The following is a 21388-nucleotide window of genomic DNA, read 5'->3' as shown; positions in this document are numbered from 1 at the left end:
GTCCGGCCGTCTTCATAGGGTCGTCCCGCATGGAACTCATCCAGCAGAACCCTGACATCGAGGCGTACCTCGCGGCGAGCGAGGCCATCGATCATGAGCACCCGCTCGTCAGGGAGGTGTCGGACCGCCTCGCAGACGATCACCCCGACGCATACTCATACGCCGAAGCGGCCTATACCTTCGTCCGCGACGCCATCCCGCACTCCATGGACTCCGGCGATCTCCGCGTCACCTGGCGCGCCTCCGACGTCCTGGAGCAGCGCAACGGCATCTGCTACGCCAAGTCCCTCGCCTATGCGGCGCTGCTGCGGGCCCGCGGCATCCCCGCCGCCCTGTGCTACCAGCGGCTCACCGAGGACGACGGCTCCGACCCGGTGGTGCACGGCCTGGTCGCCGTCCTGCTGCCCGGCGAGCGCGCCTGGGCCCGGCAGGACGTGCGGGGGAACAAGCCGGGCATCGACGCCCGGTTCTCGCTGGGGGAGGAGCGGCCCGCCTGGACCGTACGTCCGGAGCTCGGCGAAGTGGACTACCCCGAGCTGTACGCCGAGCCGCATCCGGCCGTCCTGGGCGCGCTGAAGGCCGCCCCGGACCGCCCGTACCTCGACCGGACCCTGCCGGCCGCGCTCTGACGCCGCCGGCCGGGCGGGAGCGGTTCCGTCAGCCGGCTTCCTTGACCTGGGCCGGCGTCGGAGCCGTACCGCCGAGGTGCGCGGGGATCCACCAGGTGTCGCTCGCGTCCTTCGGCCGCACCGGGTAGGCGCGCTGCGCGGCCTCCAGGAGCTCCTGGACGCGCTCGCGCAGTCGCCGGGTGATCGCGCCCGCGTACTGGTCGGCGGGGGCCTCCACCGGCTCGCCGACGCGGATGGTCACCGGGATGTGGCTCCGCTTGAAGTTCCGCGGCTTGCCCTTCGTCCACAGCCGCTGGGTGCCCCACAGCGCCATCGGGATCAGCGGGACGCCCGCCTCCTGCGCCAGACGCGCGGCACCCGTCTTGAAGCTCTTCAGCGTGAAGGACTGCGAGATGGTCGCCTCGGGGAAGACGCCGATGATCTCGCCGGCCCGCAGCGACTCCAGGGCGTGCTGGTAGGCGTGCTCGCCCTGGGCGCGGTCCACCGGGATGTGCTTCATGCCGCGCATCAGCGGCCCGGAGATCTTGTGCTTGAAGACCGAGTCCTTCGCCATGAAGCGCACCAGGCGCTTCTGCGGGAGAGCGGCGAGACCGGTGAAGATGAAGTCCAGATAGCTGATGTGGTTGCTCACGAGCACCGCGCCGCCGGTCCGCGGGATGTGCTCCGAACCCTGCGTGTCGATCTTCAGGTCGAGCGCCTTGAACATGGTCAGAGCGGCGCCGATGACCGGTCGATAGACGAGTTCTGCCATCGGAGAGGAACCTCTTCTTCATGTGCCCGGAGCGTGTTCTCCCGGCGAAGTTACGCGGCCGTAGGTTTTCGGCTTTGGGCAGATCGTGCCCCATGTGCGGCCCCGTGACCAGTCCAGACGGCTTCGTAGGGGGAGATTCTCGTCACTCGCGGTGGTCGTGGCGGGAATCGATCGGCCCCGTGGGACGCTGCACCGGAGGAACGGGAGAGCGAAGGGGAGTGGGATGACCGAGGTCCTGGGGCCGGAGGCGCTCGGCGCCGCACTGGGGGAGCGGGCGACCCTCGTCCAGTTCTCGACGGCCTTCTGCCAGCCCTGCCGGGCCACCCGCCGCACCCTCGCCGAGGTCGCCGCGATGGTGCCGGGCGTGGGGCACGTGGAGATCGACGCCGAGGAGCGCCTCGACCTCGTGCGCGAGCTCGGCATCGCCCGTACCCCCACCGTCCTCGTCCTCGACGCCGCCGGCCGGGTCGTCCGCAGGGCCGCCGGACAGCCGCGCAGGGCGGACGTCATCGCCGCTCTGGGCCGGGCGGTCTGACGGGCGGTCCGTACCGCTCGGCCGGCGGTCTGACGCCGTGACACTTCTCCCACATCCCGGTACGCACTTGACTGCACCGTCCACCGATCGTCACCCTGACGGAGTGCCCATAGAACTCCTTCTCTACGGCCGGGCCCACGTGGATCTGGCCCGCAACGCGAGCGCGCGCTGTCCGGGTGTCTGACCACCCCAGGACCCCTTTGATGACGCCCTCGCAGAAGGACAACTCCATGACGGTTACGCCGGACCTCCAGCTCAGCACCGTTCCCACGATCGGCGCACCCCGGCAGGCCTCTCCCGATCTGCTCCGCTCCGTCTTCCGCCGGCACGCGGCCGGAGTCGCGGTCATCACCGCGCACGGCGAACGTCCGGTCGGTTTCACCGCCACCTCCCTCAACTCCGTCGCCGCCGAACCCCCGCTGATCTCCTTCGGCGTCGGCACGACCTCCTCCAGCTGGCCCGTGGTCTCCGAGGCCGAGTTCATCGGCGTGCACATACTCGGCGAGCACCAGCAGGAGCTCGCGGCCACCTTCGCGCGCAGCGGCGCCGACCGCTTCGGCGAGGGCACCCGCTGGAGCATCGGCCCCGAGGGCGTCCCCGTGCTCGACGGCGTCCTCGCCTGGCTCGTCTGCCGCGTGGTGGCCCGGGTGCCCGCCGGGGACCACCGGATCGTCATCGCGCAGGCGGTCGCCGGGGATCCGGACGGGGCGGGCCGGCCGCTCCTCTACCACCACGGCCGCTTCAACGCGCTGCGCGACTGAGAGTTCCCGTACGCGCCGCTCTCCGCGCGTTGGCAAGGTCACATGCCTGAGCGCTTGCTCAGCGGTAACGAACTGGGTGTACTGACGAGTAATATTCGGGTCGGGGCGTCTGGCGCCCCGACCGGAAACCCGCCCTTCAGGCGCCTATGCTGCGAGCAACAAGGCAGCCCAGTTATGACCGATGCAGTAGGAGAGCCGGCGTGAGCTTGAGGATCGTTGTCTGTGTGAAGTACGTGCCCGACGCCACCGGCGACCGGCACTTCGCCGATGACCTGACCGTCGACCGCGACGACGTCGACGGCCTGCTGTCGGAGCTCGACGAGTACGCCGTCGAGCAGGCCCTGCAGATCGCCGAAGAGGCCGACGACGCCGAGGTCACCGTGCTCACGGTCGGCCCCGAGGACGCCAAGGACGCCCTGCGCAAGGCGCTCTCCATGGGCGCCGACAAGGCCGTCCACGTCGAGGACGACGACCTGCACGGCACCGACGTCATGGGCACCTCGCTGGTGCTCGCCAAGGCGATCGAGAAGGTCGGCTACGACGTCGTCATCGCCGGTATGGCCTCCACCGACGGCACCATGGGCGTCCTCCCCGCGATCCTCGCCGAGCGCCTGGGCGTCCCGCAGGTCACCCTGCTCTCCGAGGTCAAGATCGAGGACGGTGTCGTGACGGGCCGCCGCGACGGCGACACCGCCTCCGAGCAGCTGGAGGCCTCGCTTCCGGCCGTCGTCTCCGTGACGGACCAGTCGGGCGAGGCCCGCTACCCGTCCTTCAAGGGCATCATGGCCGCCAAGAAGAAGCCGGTCGAGTCCCTGGACCTCTCCGACCTCGACATCGAGGCCGAGGAGGTCGGCCTGGAGGGTGCCTGGACCGCGGTCGACTCCGCCGCCGAGCGCCCGGCGCGCACCGCGGGCACGATCGTCAAGGACGAGGGCGAGGGCGGCAAGCAGCTGGCCGAGTTCCTCGCGAGCCAGAAGTTCATCTAAGGCTCCCGAGAGCCACTCAGACCGCCCCTTTCGTTCGCAGGAGATTGAAGTCCCATGGCTGAGATTCTCGTCTACGTCGACCACGTCGACGGAGCCGTCCGCAAGCCCACCCTGGAGCTGCTGACCCTCGCCCGCCGCCTCGGCGACCCGGTCGCCGTCGCCCTCGGCAACGGCGCCGCCGACACCGCCGCCGCGCTCGCCGAGCACGGCGCCGTGAAGGTCCTCGCCGCCGACGCCCCCGAGTTCGCCGAGTACCTCGTCGTCCCCAAGGTCGACGCGCTCCAGGCCGCCGTCACCGCCGTCTCCCCGGCCGCCGTGCTCGTCCCGTCCTCCGCCGAGGGCAAGGAGATCGCCGCCCGCCTCGCGGTGCGCATCGGTTCCGGCATCATCACGGACGCCGTGGACCTGGAGGCCGGTGACGAGGGCCCGGTCGCGACGCAGTCCGCGTTCGCCGCCTCCTTCACCACCAAGTCCCGTGTCTCCAAGGGCACCCCGGTCATCACGGTCAAGCCGAACTCGGCCCCCGTGGAGGCCGCCCCGGCCGCCGGCGCCGTCGAGGCCCTCGCGGTCTCCTTCGGCGCGCTGGCCACCGGCACCAAGGTCACGGCCCGCACCCCGCGCGAGTCGACCGGCCGCCCGGAGCTGACCGAGGCCGCGATCGTGGTCTCCGGCGGCCGCGGCGTCAACGGTGCCGAGAACTTCGCGATCATCGAGGCGCTCGCCGACTCGCTCGGTGCCGCCGTCGGCGCCTCGCGCGCCGCCGTCGACGCCGGCTGGTACCCGCACTCCAACCAGGTCGGCCAGACCGGCAAGTCGGTCTCGCCGCAGCTGTACATCGCCTCCGGCATCTCCGGCGCGATCCAGCACCGCGCGGGCATGCAGACCTCGAAGACCATCGTCGCCATCAACAAGGACGCCGAGGCTCCGATCTTCGACCTCGTCGACTACGGCGTCGTCGGCGACCTCTTCGACGTCGTCCCGCAGCTGACCGAAGAGGTCAAGTCCCGCAAGGGCTGATGACCTGCGGTTCTGTCGGTCCCGGGGGGCGCACGGCGATCTGTCGCCGTGCGGCCCCCGGCCGTTTCGGACAACCATTGACTCAGGTCCCGACGGCCTACTAACTTCGCTATACGGATTGTTGATTCCGTGAAGCGGAAAACAGGAGGATGCAGGATGGGTCAGCAGGAGAAGGTGTCGACGAGCCTCGCAGGCGCGGTCAGCGAGGGCATCAGCGCCTCCCTCGCAGCGGTGGACGCCGAGCTCGACCGGCGCTACCCGGGAGACCCCGGCACCCGCCAGCCCGTCCACACCGTCTACGTACCCGGCAACGTCTTCGACGCCGGCACCATCCGCTCCTGGGGCGACCAGGCACTCGCCGCCCTCGACGAGCACGCCCCCGACGCCGCCTCCTTCGCCGGTGTCCTCGGCCTCTCCGACGACCTCGCCGAGGACGTCTACGGCCGCGTACGGGCCAAGCTGGAGCGCGAGCCCATCGAGGACCTCCGCGTCGACTTCGAGGACGGCTACGCGGGCCAGGACGAGGATCAGGACGCCGCCCGCGCCGCCCGCCTGATCAACGAGGCGTACGCCGACAGCACCGCCGCCCCGTACATGGGCATCCGGATGAAGTGCATGGAGGCCGCCGTACGCGACCGCGGCATCCGCACCACCGACATCTTCCTCACCGGCCTCCTGGAGAACGGCGGCCTCCCCGACGGCCTCGTCCTCACTCTCCCCAAGGTCACCTACCCCGAGCAGGTCTCCGCCTTCGTCCGCCTCCTGGAGGCCTTCGAGAAGGCCCACGGCCTCGACGCCGGCCGCCTCGGCTTCGAGATCCAGATCGAGACCAGCCAGTCCATCCTCGCCGCCGACGGCACCGCCGCCGTCGCCCGCATGATCGACGCCGCCGAGGGCCGCGCCACCGGCCTCCACTACGGCACCTTCGACTACAGCGCCTGCCTCGGCGTCTCCGCCGCCTACCAGGCCAGCGACCACCCGGCCGCCGACCACGCCAAGGCGATCATGCAGGTCGCCGCCGCCGGCACCGGCGTCCGCGTCTCCGACGGCTCCACCAACGTCCTGCCCGTCGGCAGCACCGAGCACGTCCACGAGGCCTGGCGCCTGCACTACGGCCTCACCCGCCGCGCCCTCGCCCGCGCGTACTACCAGGGCTGGGACATGCACCCCGGCCACATCCCCACCCGCTACGCCGCCGTCTTCGCCTTCTACCGCGAGGGCTTCGAGACCGCCGCCAAGCGCCTCTCCGCCTACGCCAACCACGCCGGCGGCGACGTCATGGACGAGCCCGCCACCGCCAAGGCCCTCTCCTCCTACCTGCTGCGCGGCCTCCAGTGCGGCGCCCTCGACACCGCCGAGGTCGACGCCCTCACCGGCATGACGCGCGCCGACCTCGACCGCTTCGCCGCCCCGCGCCGAGGCGACCTCACCGCCACCACTGATCGCTAAACGGTCACTTTTCCGCCAAGTGCCCCGTACTCTGGTCGAGTTCACATGATCGACTGGGGGACGGGGCAGCGGTGTCATCGGGGGAGAACGGACGGCTCGCGGGCCGCTACAGAATCGTGCGGCAGCTCGGGCGCGGAGGCATGGGCGTCGTCTGGCGGGCCGTCGACGAGGTCCTCGGCCGCGAGGTGGCCGTCAAGGAACTCCGCACGTACTCGGACGCGGCCGCCCCCGAACTGGCCGACCTGCGCCTGCGGATGACCCGCGAGGCCCGCGCCGCCGCCCGCGTCCGCCACCCCGGAGTCGTGGCCGTCCACGACGTCACCGAGCACGAGGGACGGCCGGTCATCGTCATGGAGCTCGTCGAGGGGCCCTCCCTCGACGGCGTCCTCGGCGAGCGCGGCACGATCGACCCCGCCGAGGCCGCCCGCATCGGCGCCCACGTCCTGGAGGCGCTGGCCGCCGCGCACGACGTCGGCGTCCTCCACCGGGACGTCAAGCCCGGCAACATCCTGCTCGACAGGTCCGGCCGGATCGTCCTCACCGACTTCGGCATCGCCACCATGGAGGACCCCGGCGACGGCTCCGCCACCCACCTCACCCGCAGCGGCGAGATCGTCGGCTCCCTCGACTTCCTCGCCCCCGAGCGCGCCCAGGGACAGGACCCGGGGCCCGCGTCGGACGTGTGGGCGGTGGGAGCGACCCTCTACGCGGCGGTCGAGGGCTCCTCGCCCTTCCGCCGTACGTCGACCTGGTCGACCCTCGCCGCCATCGTCACCGAACCCCTCCCGGAGCCGCGCCGCGCCGGACCCCTCACCCCCGTCCTGCTCCGCCTCCTGGACAAGGACCCCGCCTCCCGCCCGACCGCACGCGAGGCGGCGCGCCTGCTCGCGGAGGTGGCGCGGACGGCGCCGGGACCGGAAGGGGAGGGGGCGGGGGCCGCTCAGGGGACGACAGCTCAGGGGACGACTGCTCAGGAGCCGCCGGTCGCGGAATCGACCGTCGCGGAGACGCCCGCCGGGGGAACACCTGCCGGGGGGACGCCCGCGCCGGGGACGCCCGCGCTGGGGACGCCCGCTGTGGGGGCGCCCGCGCTGGGGACGCCCGCTGTGGGGGCGCCTCCGTCGCATCCGTACGCGAGTCCCGTGGAGCCGAACCCGTACGTCGGGGCGGCCGCGGGCACGCCGTCGACCCCGCCGCACGGCGGGGCCTTCGGCCCGGCCCTCCCCGTGCCGCCCGTACAGCTCGACGCGGGCACCGGCGGACGCGCGGCGACGCGAGCCGCCCGGCGCGCCGGGACGAAGCCGCGCCGGGGGAACGTGCTGGTCGCCGCCGCCGTGGCCGCCGTCCTCCTGGCCGGCGGTGGCATCACGTACGCCCTCATGGACCACGGCGACAGCGCGCGGGCCGGCGGCGAGACCCAGCAGGACGGGGACCAGGGCGGCGCCGGGGGCGACCCCGGCCATGTCCTGGACCCGGGGAGCAGCGCCGCGCCCTCCGGGCAGCCGAGCGGCACCGCGACCCCCTCCGGCGGCCCCACCCCCTCCGGTCGGGAGTCGGGCGCGGCGGCCGGCGGAGCACCGGCGACCGCCGGTCCGGGCACGGACGGCTCGGATCCGGGCTCGGCGGCGGGCGGTTCGACCGCCGGCGGTGCCGGTTCGGACACCGCGTCCGGGGCGGGCGGCGGAGGCGGCTCGACGGCCCCGGGCAAGCCCGGCGGGGGCACCACGACGGCCGGCGGCACGAGCACGGCCGGGGGCTCCTCCGCGGGAGGCACCACCGCCGCGCCCACCACCGAGGCCCCTCCGGCGGCCTCCGGCTGCACCGCCTCCGGCTCCTCCGCGACCTGCCAGGTCGTCCGGAGCGCCACCACGACCCGGTACGACGGAGGCGAGATGGGCACGGTCGGCGCCGGCCCGCACTCCTTCTCCTGCCAGGTCGACCTCGACCGGACCGAGACGTACGGCGGAAGCACCAGCCGCTGGTTCGCCCGCACCGACGACGACAGCGGCAACACCAACGTCTACCTCAGCGTGCTCCACCTCTCGGGCGGTGCCGGCGGCGGCCCCGTGGCCGGCCTGCGGATCTGCTGAGCGAAGGGCCTCAGACGGCCGGCGGCGCGATCTCGCCCGATCCGCGGACGAGCAGCGTCGTGCCGAGCACCAGCCGCTCCGGCGCCTCGTCCGCCCCGTCGAGGCGCCGGAAGAGGCGCTCGGCCGCCGTCCGGCCCAGGGCGGCGGCGTCCTGGGCGACGACGGTGACGCCGAGCAGATCGGCAAGCTCGATGTCGTCGAAGCCGACCAGGGCGACCGGCCGGCCGTGCCGGGCGAGGGCACGGACCACGGTCACGGTGACCCGGTTGTTCCCCGAGAACAGGGCCGTCACGGGTTCGGGCGCCGCCAGCATCTCCCGTACCGCGGTGCTCACCCGCTCCGGGTCGGTGGATCCGAGGGAGATCCAGGCGTCCCGGACCGGGAGGCCCGCGTCCTCCATCGCCGCGCGGTAGCCGCGCAGCCGCTCGGCCGCCGTGTGGATGCGGGGACGGTCGCCGATGAAGCCGATCCGGCGGTGGCCGTGCGCGATCAGATGGGCCACGCCCGCGCGTGCCCCGCCGAAGCTGTCGGAGAGGACGGCGTCGGCGTCGATGCGTCCGGCGGGCCGGTCGACGAAGACCGTGGCGACACCGGCCCGCATCTCGGGCTCCAGATACCGGTGGTCGTCGCCGGCGGGGATGACGATGAGCCCGTCGACCCGGCGCGCGCAGAGCGCGAGTGCCAACTCCTGTTCCCGGTCGGGGTCCTCGGCGCTGGAGCCGTTGAACAGCAGAGCCCCGTGCGCCCGCGCGACCTCCTCGACCGCCCGGCTGAGCGGCCCGTAGAAGGGGTCGGCGAGGTCTTCGAGGACCAGCCCGACGGTCGCCGTCCTGCCCTTGCGCAGGACCCGCGCGCTGTCGTTGCGGCGGAAGCCGAGCGCCTCGATGGCCTCCCGGACCCGGCGCTCGGTGTCCGGGGTGACGCCCGGCTCGCCGTTGACCACCCGGGACACGGTCTTGAGTCCGACGCCCGCCCTGGCGGCGACGTCCTTCATCGTGGGCCGATTGCCGTAGCGGGGCTCGGTGCGGCGGGCGATGTCGGCCACGATCTGCGGTTCCTCCCAAGCGTGACGAGTCGATCTCGGTTCGAGCATAGAGCCTGGACAACGTTGTCAACCCGGGAAAGACTGTGGAGACTGTACGGAACGACTTCCCGCTTCCCGGCCGCCGACTGGAGACCCGCCACCCATGCCCACCGACTCCGCCACGGGTCTCGTCGCCGCCCTCGACATCGGGGGCACCAAGATCGCCGGCGCCCTGGTCGACGGCGAGGGCCGCATCCGTGTCCGCTCGCGACGGCCCACGCCCGCGCGTGAGGACGGCGAAACGGTGATGGCGGCGGTCGAGGCGGTCCTCGCCGACCTCGCGGCCTCCCCGCTGTGGGAGTCCGCCGGGGCCGTCGGCATCGGCAGCGCGGGCCCGGTCGACGCCTCGCGGGGGACGGTCAGCCCGGTGAACGTGCCGGGCTGGCGCGACTACCCGCTCGTCGAGCGGGTCCGCCGGGCCACGGCCGGCCGGCCGGTCACCCTCGTCGGCGACGGCGTCGCCATGACCGCCGCCGAGCACTGGCTCGGGGCCGCTCGCGGCCACGCCGACGCCCTGTGCCTCGTGGTCTCCACGGGCGTCGGCGGCGGACTCGTCCTCGGCGGCCGGGTCCACCCCGGACCCACCGGCAACGCCGGTCACATCGGCCACATCCCGGTGGACCTGGACGGCGAGCCCTGCGCGTGCGGCGGACGCGGCTGCGTCGAGCGCATCGCCGCCGGCCCGCACCTGGCGCGCCGCGCCGTGGAGAATGGCTGGCGACCCGGGCCCGACGGTGACGTCTCCGCCGCCGCGGTGGCCGCCGCCGCGCACGCCGGGGACCCGATCGCCGTCGCCGCGTTCGCACGCGCGGCCCAGGCGCTCGCGGCGGGCATCGCCGCCACCGCCACCCTCGTCGAGATCGACATCGCGGTCGTCGGCGGCGGGGTGGCGGGCGCCGGAGAGGTCCTCTTCGCCCCCCTCCGGCGCAGCCTCCGCACCTACGCCGCGCTCTCCTTCGTCCGGGACCTGACGGTCGTCCCGGCGGTCACGGGCACGGACGCCGGCCTTCTCGGAGCCGCGGCGGCGGCCCTGCACGCGGGCGCGGGACCCACGGGCTGAGCCGGCCCGGCACTCACTCCCGCACCGCTCCGGCACTCACTCCCGCATCCGGCCCGGGGCTCACTCCCGCACCCGGCCCGGGCTCACTCCCGCACCCGTTCCGGCGCCCGCTGCTCGACGATCACCAGGAACGCGTCGGACTCCAGGTCCATCACGACCCGGGCCGGCACCCCCTCCTCGCGCCGGGCGCCCGCGAACTCCTCCGCCGGCCAGCTGCCCCGCGGGCCGCCGGCCGGAAACCGTTCGAGAACCGTACGACTCATTCGGCACCCCCTCGTGCTTGCCGTTCTCAACGACGGCCGCCCGGAAGTGTCACGCACATGCCGAGACATGTGTTCGTGGTTTCCGTGGCAGGGTGTTGCGGGCAAGCCACTGGGGGCTATCGAAGAGGGGGAAAACGTGATCGTCTGGATCAACGGTACGTTCGGTGCGGGAAAGTCCAGCACCGCGCGCGAGCTGGTCGATCTGATCCCGAACAGCACCCTGTACGACCCCGAGCTCACCGGTGGGGGGCTGCGCCGGCTCCTTCCGGCCAAGCGGCTCGCCGAGGTCGAGGACTACCAGGACCTGCCGATCTGGCGCCGTCTGGTCGTCGACACCGCCGCCGCCCTGCTCGCCGAGGTCGGCGGCGTCCTCGTCGTCCCGATGACCCTGCTCCGCCAGGAGTACCGGGACGAGATCTTCGGTGGTCTCGCGGCCCGCCGGATCGAGGTCCGCCATGTGCTGCTCGCTCCGGAGGAAACGATCCTGCGGGAGCGGATCGACGGCCGCGCGGAGTACGGCGATCCCGAGGTCGACGCGCGCGTACGGGAGTGGTGTCACCAGCACCTGCCGCCGTACCGCGCCGCCCTCGACTGGCTCGCCGCCGACGCGTACACGCTCGACACCTCGGCACTCACCGCGGCCGAGGCCGCCCGGGCCGTCGCCGACGCGGTCCGGGCCGGGCAGGTCGCGTCCTGCGGCATCGTCCAGACGCCCGAGCCCACCGGCGAGACCCTCGCCGCCGGCGTCCTGCTCTTCGACGAGCAGGACCGCTTCCTGCTCGTCGACCCCACCTACAAACCCGGCTGGGAGTTCCCCGGCGGCGTCGTCGAGCCCGGCGAACCCCCGGCCCGGGCCGGCATGCGCGAGGTGGCCGAGGAGATAGGCCTCGAACTGGACGCCGTGCCCCGGCTCTTGCTCGTCGACTGGGAGCGCCCGCAGCCCCCCGGCTACGGCGGGCTGCGCCTGCTCTTCGACGGCGGCACGCTCCGTACCGCCGACGCCGAGCGGCTCCGCCTGCCCGGTGCCGAACTCCGCGGCTGGCGGTTCGTCACCGAGCAGGAGGCCGAGGAGCTGCTGCCCCCCGTCCGCTACCGCCGCCTCCGCTGGGCGTTGCGCGCCCGGGAACGCGGCACGGTCCTCAACCTGGAGGCAGGGGTCCCCGTGGGCTGACCCCTCACTGGTGGGTTGCCGCCGTGAGCTGGGCCGCCGTGTCCGAGGTCACCGGTGCCCCGTGCCCGCAGCACAGCACCGAAGGGGCGAGCTTCGCGAGGGCCCGCATCGAGTCCAGGGCGAGCGCGCGGTCGACATGGAACACGCCGAACGTCACGCCCTGCACCGACGCCACCGTGTCCCCCGCGAACAGCACGCCGTGACGGGGCAGATGGACGGCGATCGAGCCGGGGGTGTGGCCGGGGGTGTGCACCACCACGGCGCCGTCGCCGAAGCCCAGCTCCTCGCCGTCCTCGACCTCCCGGTCGACCCGGGTCGGCGGCGCCTCGGGCGTGCTCAGGCCGTGCTCGAAGAGGGGGCGCTCCCAGTCCAGGAGGTCGGGCTCCGGGACCGGGGCGGCGCCCCGGATCACCGGCGCGTCGAGCGGGTGCGCGAGGATCTCGGCCCCGTGCCGGTCCGCCAGCTCCTGGGCCGATCCCACGTGGTCCCGGTGACAGTGGGTCAGCACGATCCGGCGCAGTCGCTCCGGGGCGAGGCCGGCGGACCGTATCGCTGCGTCGATGCCGTCGGCCGTGCCGGCCCAGCCGGCATCGATCAGGGTCAGCTCCTCCTCGTCCTGCCACAGATAGGCCTGGCCGATGGAGAAGTCGAGGAGGTGCAGTCGCGGGGTGATCCGGGTGAGTTCGATGGATGTCATACGGCGAACCTACGGATCCACGCAGGTCCGCCGTATGCTTCTACGCTCTCGGCGAGCTTCGCCGAGCGCTGAACCGACCCGCCGTCAGACCTGCTTCGAGCGGGCGTAGTTGACGAGGAAGTGCGCCTCGGCGACCGAGAGCCGCTCCAGCTCCTCCGGTGAGACGGACTCGTTCGGCGCGTGGATCTGCGCCTCGGGCTCGCTCAGACCGATGAGGAGGATCTCCGACTCCGGGTAGAGCGAGGCCAGCGTGTTGCACAGCGGGATCGAGCCGCCCATGCCCGCCGTCTGCATCTCCTCGCCGGGGTACGCGACCCGCATCGCGTCGGCCATCGACGCGTACGCCGGGCTGGAGGTGTCCGCCTGGAACGGCTGGCCCTGGCCGACCTGCTCCAGGGAGACCCGGGCGTCCCACGGGGTGTGCTTCTCGATGTGGGCGAAGAGCAGCTTCGTCACCTCGGCCGCGTCCTCGCCCGGCGGCACCCGCAGGCTGATCTGCGCACGGGCCGACTTCGGGACCGACGGGGTCGCGCCGGCCACCGGGTGGGCGTCGATGCCGATGACCGTGACCGCGGGGCGGGCCCAGATCCGGTCGGCGACGGTGCCGGCGCCCGGCAGGGACACGCCGGAGAGCACCTTGGCGTCCTGGCGGAAGTCCTCCTCCGGGTACTGCAGGCCCTCCCAGACCTGGTCGCCCGCGAGGCCGTCGATGACGGTGGAGCCGTCGGGGCCGCGCAGCGAGTCCAGGACGCGGATCAGCGCGGCCAGCGCGTCGGGCGCGGCACCACCGAACTGACCGGAGTGCAGGTTGCCCTCCAGGGTGTCGATCGTGACCCGGATCATCGTCATGCCGCGCAGGGTGGCGGTCACGGTCGGCAGGCCCACGCGGAAGTTGCCCGCGTCGCCGATCACGATGGCGTCGGCCGTCAGGAGCTCGGGGTGCCGCTCCGCGTACCGCTCCAGACCGCCGGTGCCCTGCTCCTCCGAGCCCTCGACGATGACCTTGACCGTCACGGGCACGCCGCCGTTCGCCTTGAGGGCGCGCAGCGCGAGCAGGTGCATGATGAAGCCGCCCTTGCAGTCGGCGGTGCCGCGTCCGTACCAGCGGCCGTCCCGCTCGGTCAGCTCGAACGGCGGGGAGAGCCACACGGACTCGTCCAGCTTCGGCTGCACGTCGTAGTGCGCGTAGAGGAGGACGGTCGGCGCGCCGGCCGGGCCGGGCAGGATGCCGTAGACGGACTGCGAGCCGTCCGGGGTGTCGAGCAGCGCCACGTCCTGGAAGTCCTCGGCGCGCAGGGCGTCCGCGACCCAGTTCGCGGCGGCCTCGCACTCGCTGCGGGGCGCCACGGCCTCGTCCGCCACCGACTCGAAGGCCACCAGCTCCGTGAGCTCGGCCTTGGCCCGGGGCATCAGTGACCGGACGGTCTCGGCGATCGGATTCGAGGTCATGGGCACGCTCCTGATGGGTGCGACGTTACGACGTGAGGACGACGTTCACCGTAGGTCGTGGTACGGCGAACGCACCGTCGATCCTACGGGCGGGCCCCTGGCTACCGCGCCGTAGGATGCGTCAGGAGCAGACCACCGGTCGGATCAGGAGCAGAAGCACACGTGAGCAGCGAGCACGCAGAGAACACCGGTCCGGAGCACATCGAGCCCGCGGGCGCGGCCCCTGAGGCCGGCGGGAGCGCCGCCGAGGGTACGGGCGCGGAGCCGGCGCACCTTCCGGATGACAGGGTGTCGGACGAGGCGTCGGCCCGTGAGGCCGAGGAGTCGGCGGAGGTCTGGGACGTCGTGGTCGTCGGCGCCGGACCGGCCGGCGCGTCCGCGGCCTACGCGGCGGCGGTCGCCGGCCGGCGGGTGCTGCTCCTGGAGAAGTCGGAGCTGCCCCGGTACAAGACCTGTGGCGGCGGCATCATCGGCCCCTCGCGCGACTCGCTCCCGCCGGGCTTCGAACTGCCCCTCCAGGACCGGGTGCACGCGGTCACCTTCTCCCTGGAGGGCCGCTTCGCCCGTACCCGCCGCTCGCGCCGGATGCTGTTCGGGCTCATCAACCGTCCGGAGTTCGACGCGCAGCTCGTCGAGCACGCGCAGAAGGCCGGTGCCGAGCTGCGGACCGGTGCGACGGTGAGCCGGGTGGAGCAGCACGGCCCGGCCGTGCCGGACCGGCGGACGGTCGCCGTCGTCCTCTCCGACGGGGAGACGATCCTGGCGCGCGCGGTCGTCGGTGCCGACGGCAGTGCCAGCCGGATAGGGGCCCATGTGGGGGTGAAGCTCGGCCAGGTCGACCTGGGCCTGGAGGCGGAGATTCCGGTGCCGCCGTCCGTGGCGGAGGACTGGAAGGGGCGCGTCCTCATCGACTGGGGCCCGATGCCCGGCAGTTACGGCTGGGTGTTCCCCAAGGGGGACACGCTGACCGTGGGCGTCATCTCGGCGCGCGGCGAGGGCGCCGCCACCAAGCGGTACATGGAGGACTTCGTCGCCCGGCTCGGCCTCGCCGGCTTCGAGCCCACGATCTCCTCCGGCCATCTGACGCGCTGCCGCACGGACGATTCGCCGCTCTCCCGCGGCCGGGTCCTGGTCTGTGGTGACGCGGCCGGTCTCCTGGAGCCGTGGACGCGCGAGGGCATCTCGTACGCGCTGCGCTCGGGTCGTCTCGCGGGCGAGTGGGCGGTGCGGGTCGCCGAGTCGAGCGACGCGGTCGACGCGCGGCGCCAGGCCCTGAACTACGCCTTCGCCATCAAGGCGGGGCTCGGTGTCGAGATGGCGGTCGGCCGGCGGATGCTCGCCGTCTTCGAGCGGCGTCCCGGCCTGCTGCACGCGACGATCACGGGGCTGCGGCCGGCCTGGAACGCCTTCGCCGACATCACCCGCGGCTCGGCCTCGCTCGGTGGCATGGTCCGCTCGAACGGCATGGCCCGGCGGGCCCTGGAGCTCCTCGACAAGCGCATGGACACCACGGCCGGTGTCGGTCCGGCGGGGCGGGGTGTCAGCACGCGCGAGCGGGCGGCGTCCGAGCCGGAGGGTGTGGAGGCCCCGGAAGAGGTCTGACCGTCCGATCCGTTCGTCACGGGCTCCGCTGCCCCGGCCGCTTCAGGCCGCCGGGGTGGCGGAGCCCGTCGTCGTGATGCGGAAGACGGGGTGCTTCGGCGCGATGGCCCGGAGCTCCTGCTCGGAGGAGTCGGGGCCGACGCCGTCGAAGAAGACGCCGACCTCGGCCTTCCAGCGCTTGAGGTAGGCGCGGAGCAGGGCGGGCTTGTCGTCGTCGCCGACCTCGACGGCCGTGAACTCCTCCACGTGCTTGCCGAGGTGGAGCTGCCCGCCACCGGCGGCCCGCATGTTGTGGGTCCACTGGACGTGGCCGCGGGGGGCGACGAGGTACTGGGCGCCGTCCACCGTCAGGAGGTTGACGGGGGTGCGGCGCCATTCGCCGCTCTTGCGGCCGCGGACGGCGAGGACGCGGGAGCCCCAGACGCTGATGCCGCGGCGGGTCATCCACGCGACGGCGCGGTTGAAGACGTTCACCGTGAACCAGCCGGGCTTCATGACGTGGGTGGCGGGGGAGGAGTCTGCGGGCTGAGCGGGCTGAGCGGACATGAGGGCCTCCTGCGGCTTCAAAGTGTGAGCACTGCTCTCGCTTGAGATCAGTGTGCACGGTTCGGAGCTCACAAGCAAGAGCAGTGCTCTCGTTTCGTTCCAGTGCTCCGAAAGTGGCACACTGCTCTCCATGACGACCGTTCGAGGAGCCCGCGCCCGCGCCCGTATCGAGATCACCGCCGCCATCAAGGACGAGGCCCGCACCCAGCTCGCCGCCGAAGGCGCCGCCAAACTGTCCCTGCGGGCCGTCGCCCGCGAACTGGGCATGGTGTCCTCCGCGCTCTACCGGTACTTCCCCAGCCGCGACGACCTGCTCACCGCCCTCATCGTCGACGCCTACGACTCCGTCGGCGCCGCCGCCGAACAGGCCGCCGCCGAGACCGAGGCGGAGCGCCCCCTCGACCGCTGGACCGCCGTCTGCCGGGCCGTCCGCGCCTGGGCCGTCGCCCACCCCCACGAGTACGCCCTGATCTACGGCTCCCCGGTCCCCGGCTACACCGCCCCGCAGGACACGATCGTCCCCGCCTCCCGCGTCGGCCTCGTCCTCATCGAGATCGCCCGCCGGGCCCACACGGGCGAGGGCGTCGCCCTCCCCCCGCTCGCCGAAGCCCTGCGCCCCGAGGCCGCCCGGATGAGCGCCGACTTCGCCCCGGACCTCCCGCCGGCCCTCGCCGTCGCGCTCGTCGCCGCCTGGGCGCAGCTCTTCGGCCTCGTCTCCTTCGAGGTCTTCGGCCAGTTCAACAATGTCGTCGAGGACCGCGACACCTTCTTCGCCACCGCCGCCCGCCGCCTGGGCCAGGACGTGGGCCTGCTCCCGCGCGGCTGACACCGCCGCCTACTCCCGCGGGAGTACGGGTGACCACCCCGCCGGGCTGACGTGCGCGCGGGGCGGCCCCGGCTAGCGTGACCGGTATGGACGCCGGGATGCACAGGGAGCGGCCGCGCGGGCCCTGGGAGCGCGGGGAGCGCGGCGGCGGACGGCCCTGGGAGCGCGGGGAGCGCGGCGGCGGACCGCCCTGGCGGCGGTGGGAGCGCGGCGGCGGACTGCCCTGGCCGTCGACGGTGCTGATCGCCGTCCTCGTCATGGTGGGAACCGGGTTCTCCGCACGGAACCAGCCGGACCGGGAGGCGCTCGACGCGCTCGGCCGGGTCCTGCTCCTGCTCGGCGCCGTCCCGCTGCTGTTCCGTCACCGCAGGCCCGTGCCGGTGGTGTTCGCCGTCGCGGCCGTCACCCTCGGCTACCTCGCGGCGGGCTATCCGTACGGCCCGGTCTTCGTCATGATCGCCGTCGCCTGCTTCGCGGCGGTCGTCCACGGGCACCGCACCGCCGCATGGTGGGCCATCGGCCTCCTGTGGGCGGGCCATCTGCTGCTCTCGCACTGGCTCTACCGATGGCTGCCGCCACCGGGCGACGGGGCCGCGCCCTGGGGCCAGGAGCTGCCGGCCGCCGCGTTCGCCGTCGCGGTGCTCGCCGCCTCCGAGGCCGTCCGGATCCGGCGCGAGCAGTGGGCGCAGCAGCGGGCCGAACGGGCCGCCGCCGAGCGGCGCCGCGCCGACGAGGAACGGCTCCGCATCGCCCGCGAACTCCACGACGTGCTCGCCCACTCCCTCTCCGTCATCAACGTCCAGGCGGGCGTCGGCCTCGCCCTCCTGGACTCCGACCCGGAGCAGGCCCGCACGGCCCTGGCCACCATCAAGACGGCCAGCAAGGAGGCGCTCGGCGAGGTGAGACAGGTCCTCGCCACCCTCCGTACCCCCGGCGACGCCCCCCGCGCCCCCGCACCCGGACTCGACCGGCTCCCCGAACTCGTCGAGCAGGCCGCCGCCGCGGGCCTCGCCGTCACCGTCTCGACGAGCGGCCCACCGGCCGCCCTGCCGCCCGGCGCCGACCTCGCCGCCTTCCGGATCGTGCAGGAGGCGCTCACCAACGTCGTGCGCCACTCGGGTTCCCGTACCGCCCGCGTACGGATCGACCACGGCCCCGGCCGCCTGGAGCTCACCGTCGACGACGACGGGCCCGCCACCGGCACGGAAGCGGGCGGCAGCGGCAACGGACTCGCCGGAATGCGGGAGCGGGCCGCCGCCCTCGGTGGCACCATCGAGGCGGGCGCCCGCCCGGACGGCGGCTTCCGCGTCCACGCCGTACTCCCGCTCCGCCCGGAGGGAAGCACCCCGTGATCCGTGTCCTGCTCGCCGACGACCAGTCGCTGGTACGGGCGGGGTTCCGCGCGCTGCTCGACGCCCAGCCCGACATCGAGGTGGCCGGCGAGGCCGCCGACGGCGACGAGGCGGTGGACCGGGTCCGCGCCCTGCGCCCCGACGTCGTCCTGATGGACATCCGGATGCCCCGGCTCGACGGCCTGGAGGCGACGAGGCGCATCACCGACGACCCGGACCTCGGCGAGGTCCGGGTCGTCATGCTGACCACCTTCGAACTCGACGAGTACGTCTTCGAGGCGATCCGCGCCGGAGCCTCCGGCTTCCTGGTCAAGGACACGGAGCCGGAGGAACTGCTGCGGGCCGTGCGCGCCGTCGTCCACGGGGACGCGCTGCTCTCCCCGGGCGTCACCCGTCGGCTCATCGAGGAGTTCGCGGCCCGCTCCAAGGCCCCGGCGGCGACGGCGGCGCTCGGCGCCCTGACCGAACGGGAGCGGGAGGTGATGGCCCTCGTGGGGATCGGGCTGTCGAACGAGGAGATCGCCCGCCGGCTCGTCGTGAGCCCGCTCACCGCCAAGACCCATGTGAGCCGCGCGATGGTGAAGCTCGGCGCCCGGGACCGGGCCCAACTCGTCGTCCTGGCCTACGAGTCGGGCCTGGTCCGCCCCGGCTGGCTGGGCTGAGGACTCAGTCGCGGACCGCGACCCTGTCCGCCGCGTCCTCGGCGACGGCGGACCGCGCGACCACGACCGACTCGACGGGCCGCCGCGCCTTCCGCAGCCCCGGCAGTGTGATCAGAAGTCCTGCCAGGGCGATGACCGTGACCACGGCAAGGCCGGGCCGGAAGCTGTCCAGGACGGCCTGCGGGGAAGCGGTGGCATCGTGGCCGTCCGCGGTGATGACGGCGGTGGTCACGGCGAGGAAGAGCGCGCCGCCGACCTGGATGGAGGTGTTGAGCAGCCCCGACACCATCCCTTGTTCCGCGTCCTCCACTCCGTTGGTGGCCTGGATGTTGAGCGAGGGGAAGACCAGGGCGCAGGCCGCACCGAGCAGCAGCATCGACGGCAGGATCACGGCCGCGTACTGCGGGGTGAGCGAGATCCGCAGGAAGAGTGCGTAGCCGACGACGAGGAGGGTGAAGCCGACCGCGATCACCCGGGGCGTGCCGAACCGGTCCACGATCGCGCCGATCCTCGTCGACGAGAGCGCGACGAGCACACCGGCCGGCAGGAAGGCGAGCGCGGTCTGGAGCGCCGACCAGCCGAGCAGCGACTGCATGTACTGCGTGACGATGAACTGGAAGGCGACGTACGAGCCGAAGAACGCCGCCGCGCCCAGCTGGGCCCGGACCTGCGAGCCGGAGCGCAGCACCCCGAGCCGGACGAGGGGACTTGTGCTGCGCCGCTCGATCAGGACGAAGGCGGCGAGCAGGGCGGCGACCACCAGGAAGGACAGGAGGGTACGGGCGGAGGCCCAGCCCTTCTCGGGGGCCTGGACGACGGTGAAGACGAGCAGCAGCATCGCGGCCGTGCCGGTGACGGCGCCGGGCAGGTCGTAGCCGCCGGAGGAGTTCTCGCGGGCGCTGTGCGGGATGAGGCGCAGCGCGAAGACGAGGGCGATCAGGGCGACGGGCGCCGGGAGCAGCATGGTCCAGCGCCAGCTGAGCTCCGTGAGCAGTCCGGACAGGACGAGGCCCATGGAGAAGCCGGTGGCGGCGCAGGTGGTGTAGATGGACAGGGCCCGGTTGCGCTGCGGGCCCTCCTTGAAGGTCGTGGTGATGATCGACAGGCCGGCGGGGGCGGTGAAGGCGGCGCTGAGCCCCTTGATGAACCGGCTCGCGATGAGGAGGGGCCCGGAGTCGACGAGCCCGCCGAGCAGGGAGGCGAGCGCGAAGACCGCGAGGGCGACGAGGAAGACGCGGCGCCGGCCGAGGAGGTCGGCCGCGCGGCCGCCGAGGAGCAGCAGGCCGCCGTAGCCGAGGATGTAGCCGCTCACGATCCACTGGAGCGTGGCGGTGGAGAGGCCGAGGTCGGTGGCGATCGAGGGCAGGGCGACGCCGACCATGGAGACGTCGAGGGCGTCGAGGAACATCGCGGCGCAGAGCACGAGGAGGGTGCCCCAGAGGCGCGGACTCCAGCGTTCGGCGGGGAGCGGAGAGGTCATGCACAGGACGGTACATGCACATGCATTGAATGCAAGTGCATTTAATTCCTCTGCAACAAAACTCCGGGCCTCTGCTACCGTGCGGTCATGGCAGCGAACAAGTCCGAACGCGCGCTCGTGGACGAGTGGCGTGACGTCCTCGCCCTGCACGCCCGCACGACCTGTGAGCTCGACCGGGCGCTCCACTCGTACGGGATCGGCGCCAGCGACTTCGAGGTCCTCGACGTGCTGGCCGAGGGCGCGACCGGGGAAGGCCCCGCGGCCTGGCGCGTCCAGGAACTCGCCGGCCGCGTCCACCTCAGCCAGAGCGCCCTGTCCCGGCTCGTCGCCCGCCTGGAGAGGGACGGCCTGGTCCTGCGGGGGATGTGCACCGAGGACCGGCGCGGCGTCCAGGTGAAACTCACGGAGAAGGGCCTCGCCCGCCATGCCGAGACGCAGCCGATCCAGCGCGAAGTGCTGACGCGCATGCTCGACGGCACCCCCTGAGGATCCGGGGATTGTCAGTGCCGCGTGCGAGCCTGCTGTGCGACATCGACGATCAGGACTCAAGGGGTGCGGCATGAGCACAAAGGCCGGCGGAACGTTCGATCTCACCTCCTTCGAACCGGAGGTTCTCGACGAAGGCCCGGGCGCCGCGCTCGGCCGCGTGCGGATCACCAAGACCTTCCAGGGCGCCCTGACCGGCACCAGCACCGTGAACATGCTGTCGGTGGCCGACGTCGAGGGCAGCCCCGTCGCGTATGTCGCCGTGGAGCGCTTCACGGGCGAACTGGACGGCCGCAAGGGCTCCTTCGTCCTCCAGCACAGCGCGCCCGGCAGCCAGGGCGAGAAGCTCGCGATCTCCGTGGTCCGGGGAACGGGCTCCGGAGACCTCGCGGGGATCGCCGGTGACCTGGAGATCATCCGGTCCGAGGGCGGCGGCCACTCCTACGTCCTGGAGTACACGCTGGGCTGACGCGCCGCCGTCGAGGCCGCCGG

22 protein-coding genes are annotated in these 21388 nt (G+C 73.2%); 15 read left to right on the top strand and 7 right to left on the bottom strand.

Features of this window, described 5'->3' with window-relative positions:
* Positions 1-29: 29 nt before the first annotated feature.
* Complete coding sequence (locus AB5J54_RS05775; protein WP_369142809.1) at positions 30-629, top strand: transglutaminase family protein; 600 nt, start codon at positions 30-32, stop codon at positions 627-629.
* Positions 630-657: 28 nt separating this feature from the next.
* Here the strand turns inward: AB5J54_RS05775 and AB5J54_RS05770 are convergent, their stop codons facing one another.
* Entirely contained in the window at positions 658-1380 is a 723-nt protein-coding gene (locus AB5J54_RS05770; protein WP_369142808.1) for a lysophospholipid acyltransferase family protein, read from the bottom strand.
* Between the two features lie 223 nt (positions 1381-1603).
* Here AB5J54_RS05770 and AB5J54_RS05765 point away from each other — a divergent pair, with 223 nt between their 5' ends.
* The 6 genes from AB5J54_RS05765 (at position 1604) to AB5J54_RS05740 (ending at position 8218) form a co-directional block, all read left to right on the top strand.
* Entirely contained in the window at positions 1604-1915 is a 312-nt protein-coding gene (locus AB5J54_RS05765; protein WP_030686007.1) for a thioredoxin family protein, read from the top strand.
* A gap of 230 nt (positions 1916-2145) precedes the next feature.
* On the top strand, positions 2146-2676 hold the full coding sequence (locus AB5J54_RS05760; protein WP_369142807.1) for a flavin reductase family protein: 531 nt from the start codon (positions 2146-2148) through the stop codon (positions 2674-2676).
* Between the two features lie 200 nt (positions 2677-2876).
* Positions 2877-3662, top strand: coding sequence for an electron transfer flavoprotein subunit beta (locus tag AB5J54_RS05755; RefSeq protein ID WP_369142806.1), 786 nt, complete (start codon positions 2877-2879; stop codon positions 3660-3662).
* Between the two features lie 54 nt (positions 3663-3716).
* Positions 3717-4679, top strand: a complete 963-nt coding sequence (locus AB5J54_RS05750; RefSeq protein ID WP_369142805.1) for an electron transfer flavoprotein subunit alpha/FixB family protein — start codon at positions 3717-3719, stop codon at positions 4677-4679.
* Positions 4680-4835: 156 nt separating this feature from the next.
* Positions 4836-6128, top strand: a complete 1293-nt coding sequence (locus AB5J54_RS05745) for an aldolase/citrate lyase family protein (protein WP_369142804.1) — start codon at positions 4836-4838, stop codon at positions 6126-6128.
* A gap of 71 nt (positions 6129-6199) precedes the next feature.
* Positions 6200-8218, top strand: a complete 2019-nt coding sequence (locus AB5J54_RS05740) for a protein kinase (protein WP_369142803.1) — start codon at positions 6200-6202, stop codon at positions 8216-8218.
* A 10-nt stretch (positions 8219-8228) separates the two neighbouring features.
* Here AB5J54_RS05740 and AB5J54_RS05735 read toward each other — a convergent pair whose 3' ends face one another.
* On the bottom strand, positions 8229-9263 hold the full coding sequence (locus AB5J54_RS05735) for a LacI family DNA-binding transcriptional regulator (protein WP_369142802.1): 1035 nt from the start codon (positions 9261-9263) through the stop codon (positions 8229-8231).
* A 142-nt stretch (positions 9264-9405) separates the two neighbouring features.
* Here AB5J54_RS05735 and AB5J54_RS05730 point away from each other — a divergent pair, with 142 nt between their 5' ends.
* Positions 9406-10362: an ROK family protein gene (locus AB5J54_RS05730; RefSeq protein ID WP_369142801.1), complete on the top strand. Its 957-nt coding sequence runs from the start codon at positions 9406-9408 to the stop codon at positions 10360-10362.
* A gap of 83 nt (positions 10363-10445) precedes the next feature.
* Here the strand turns inward: AB5J54_RS05730 and AB5J54_RS05725 are convergent, their stop codons facing one another.
* Positions 10446-10625 carry a hypothetical protein gene (locus AB5J54_RS05725; RefSeq protein ID WP_041127951.1) on the bottom strand — a complete coding sequence of 60 codons (180 nt, stop codon included), beginning with the start codon at positions 10623-10625 and terminating at the stop codon, positions 10446-10448.
* 136 nt (positions 10626-10761) lie between these two features.
* On the opposite strand from AB5J54_RS05725, the gene AB5J54_RS05720 reads away from it, so the two are divergent.
* On the top strand, positions 10762-11796 hold the full coding sequence (locus AB5J54_RS05720) for an NUDIX domain-containing protein (protein ID WP_369142800.1): 1035 nt from the start codon (positions 10762-10764) through the stop codon (positions 11794-11796).
* Positions 11797-11800: 4 nt separating this feature from the next.
* On the opposite strand, the gene AB5J54_RS05715 is transcribed toward AB5J54_RS05720, so the two are convergent.
* Positions 11801-12493 (bottom strand): MBL fold metallo-hydrolase, encoded by a 693-nt coding sequence (locus AB5J54_RS05715; protein WP_369142799.1) that lies wholly within the window; start codon positions 12491-12493, stop codon positions 11801-11803.
* 84 nt (positions 12494-12577) lie between these two features.
* Complete coding sequence (locus AB5J54_RS05710; RefSeq protein ID WP_369142798.1) at positions 12578-13942, bottom strand: dipeptidase; 1365 nt, start codon at positions 13940-13942, stop codon at positions 12578-12580.
* 288 nt (positions 13943-14230) lie between these two features.
* On the opposite strand from AB5J54_RS05710, the gene AB5J54_RS05705 reads away from it, so the two are divergent.
* Positions 14231-15544: a geranylgeranyl reductase family protein gene (locus AB5J54_RS05705; RefSeq protein WP_369149229.1), complete on the top strand. Its 1314-nt coding sequence runs from the start codon at positions 14231-14233 to the stop codon at positions 15542-15544.
* 42 nt (positions 15545-15586) lie between these two features.
* Here AB5J54_RS05705 and AB5J54_RS05700 read toward each other — a convergent pair whose 3' ends face one another.
* Positions 15587-16090, bottom strand: a complete 504-nt coding sequence (locus AB5J54_RS05700) for a nitroreductase family deazaflavin-dependent oxidoreductase (protein ID WP_369142797.1) — start codon at positions 16088-16090, stop codon at positions 15587-15589.
* 130 nt (positions 16091-16220) lie between these two features.
* Here AB5J54_RS05700 and AB5J54_RS05695 point away from each other — a divergent pair, with 130 nt between their 5' ends.
* The 3 genes from AB5J54_RS05695 (at position 16221) to AB5J54_RS05685 (ending at position 18930) form a co-directional block, all read left to right on the top strand.
* A complete protein-coding gene (locus tag AB5J54_RS05695) occupies positions 16221-16916 on the top strand; it encodes a TetR/AcrR family transcriptional regulator (protein ID WP_369142796.1) in 696 nt (231 codons plus the stop codon).
* Positions 16917-17173: 257 nt separating this feature from the next.
* The gene (locus AB5J54_RS05690; protein ID WP_369149228.1) at positions 17174-18268 is read left to right on the top strand and encodes a sensor histidine kinase; all 1095 of its coding nucleotides are present in this window, start codon (positions 17174-17176) and stop codon (positions 18266-18268) included.
* On the top strand, positions 18265-18930 hold the full coding sequence (locus tag AB5J54_RS05685; RefSeq protein ID WP_369142795.1) for a response regulator: 666 nt from the start codon (positions 18265-18267) through the stop codon (positions 18928-18930). Before AB5J54_RS05690 ends, AB5J54_RS05685 begins: the two co-directional genes overlap by 4 nt.
* Positions 18931-18934: 4 nt before the next feature.
* On the opposite strand, the gene AB5J54_RS05680 is transcribed toward AB5J54_RS05685, so the two are convergent.
* Positions 18935-20410 (bottom strand): MFS transporter, encoded by a 1476-nt coding sequence (locus tag AB5J54_RS05680; protein WP_369142794.1) that lies wholly within the window; start codon positions 20408-20410, stop codon positions 18935-18937.
* An 87-nt stretch (positions 20411-20497) separates the two neighbouring features.
* Between AB5J54_RS05680 and AB5J54_RS05675 the strand changes: the two genes are divergently transcribed.
* Both AB5J54_RS05675 and AB5J54_RS05670 read left to right on the top strand, forming a co-directional pair.
* Positions 20498-20896, top strand: a complete 399-nt coding sequence (locus tag AB5J54_RS05675; protein WP_369142793.1) for a MarR family winged helix-turn-helix transcriptional regulator — start codon at positions 20498-20500, stop codon at positions 20894-20896.
* Positions 20897-20969: 73 nt separating this feature from the next.
* Entirely contained in the window at positions 20970-21365 is a 396-nt protein-coding gene (locus AB5J54_RS05670; RefSeq protein ID WP_369142792.1) for a DUF3224 domain-containing protein, read from the top strand.
* Positions 21366-21388 lie beyond the last annotated feature (23 nt).

This window comes from Streptomyces sp. R44, from assembly GCF_041053105.1.
In the GTDB taxonomy this organism is placed as follows: Bacteria; Actinomycetota; Actinomycetes; order Streptomycetales; family Streptomycetaceae; genus Streptomyces.
The sequence above is the reverse complement of the archived record's forward strand: the minus strand, read 5'-3'. Positions and strand labels throughout refer to the sequence as shown.

What these genes read in the sequence shown, in the direction of transcription:
- AB5J54_RS05730 (WP_369142801.1), top strand. Translation starts at nt 9,406, where the DNA reads ATGCCCACCGACTCCGCCACGGGTCTCGTCGCCGCCCTCGACATCGGG.
- AB5J54_RS05695 (WP_369142796.1), top strand. Translation starts at nt 16,221, where the DNA reads ATGACGACCGTTCGAGGAGCCCGCGCCCGCGCCCGTATCGAGATCACC.
- AB5J54_RS05680 (WP_369142794.1), bottom strand. Translation starts at nt 20,410, where the DNA reads ATGACCTCTCCGCTCCCCGCCGAACGCTGGAGTCCGCGCCTCTGGGGC.
- AB5J54_RS05725 (WP_041127951.1), bottom strand. Translation starts at nt 10,625, where the DNA reads ATGAGTCGTACGGTTCTCGAACGGTTTCCGGCCGGCGGCCCGCGGGGC.
- AB5J54_RS05710 (WP_369142798.1), bottom strand. Translation starts at nt 13,942, where the DNA reads ATGACCTCGAATCCGATCGCCGAGACCGTCCGGTCACTGATGCCCCGG.
- AB5J54_RS05765 (WP_030686007.1), top strand. Translation starts at nt 1,604, where the DNA reads ATGACCGAGGTCCTGGGGCCGGAGGCGCTCGGCGCCGCACTGGGGGAG.
- AB5J54_RS05670 (WP_369142792.1), top strand. Translation starts at nt 20,970, where the DNA reads ATGAGCACAAAGGCCGGCGGAACGTTCGATCTCACCTCCTTCGAACCG.
- AB5J54_RS05690 (WP_369149228.1), top strand. Translation starts at nt 17,174, where the DNA reads ATGGTGGGAACCGGGTTCTCCGCACGGAACCAGCCGGACCGGGAGGCG.
- AB5J54_RS05760 (WP_369142807.1), top strand. Translation starts at nt 2,146, where the DNA reads ATGACGGTTACGCCGGACCTCCAGCTCAGCACCGTTCCCACGATCGGC.
- AB5J54_RS05770 (WP_369142808.1), bottom strand. Translation starts at nt 1,380, where the DNA reads ATGGCAGAACTCGTCTATCGACCGGTCATCGGCGCCGCTCTGACCATG.
- AB5J54_RS05745 (WP_369142804.1), top strand. Translation starts at nt 4,836, where the DNA reads ATGGGTCAGCAGGAGAAGGTGTCGACGAGCCTCGCAGGCGCGGTCAGC.
- AB5J54_RS05750 (WP_369142805.1), top strand. Translation starts at nt 3,717, where the DNA reads ATGGCTGAGATTCTCGTCTACGTCGACCACGTCGACGGAGCCGTCCGC.
- AB5J54_RS05775 (WP_369142809.1), top strand. Translation starts at nt 30, where the DNA reads ATGGAACTCATCCAGCAGAACCCTGACATCGAGGCGTACCTCGCGGCG.
- AB5J54_RS05700 (WP_369142797.1), bottom strand. Translation starts at nt 16,090, where the DNA reads ATGTCCGCTCAGCCCGCTCAGCCCGCAGACTCCTCCCCCGCCACCCAC.
- AB5J54_RS05715 (WP_369142799.1), bottom strand. Translation starts at nt 12,493, where the DNA reads ATGACATCCATCGAACTCACCCGGATCACCCCGCGACTGCACCTCCTC.
- AB5J54_RS05675 (WP_369142793.1), top strand. Translation starts at nt 20,498, where the DNA reads ATGGCAGCGAACAAGTCCGAACGCGCGCTCGTGGACGAGTGGCGTGAC.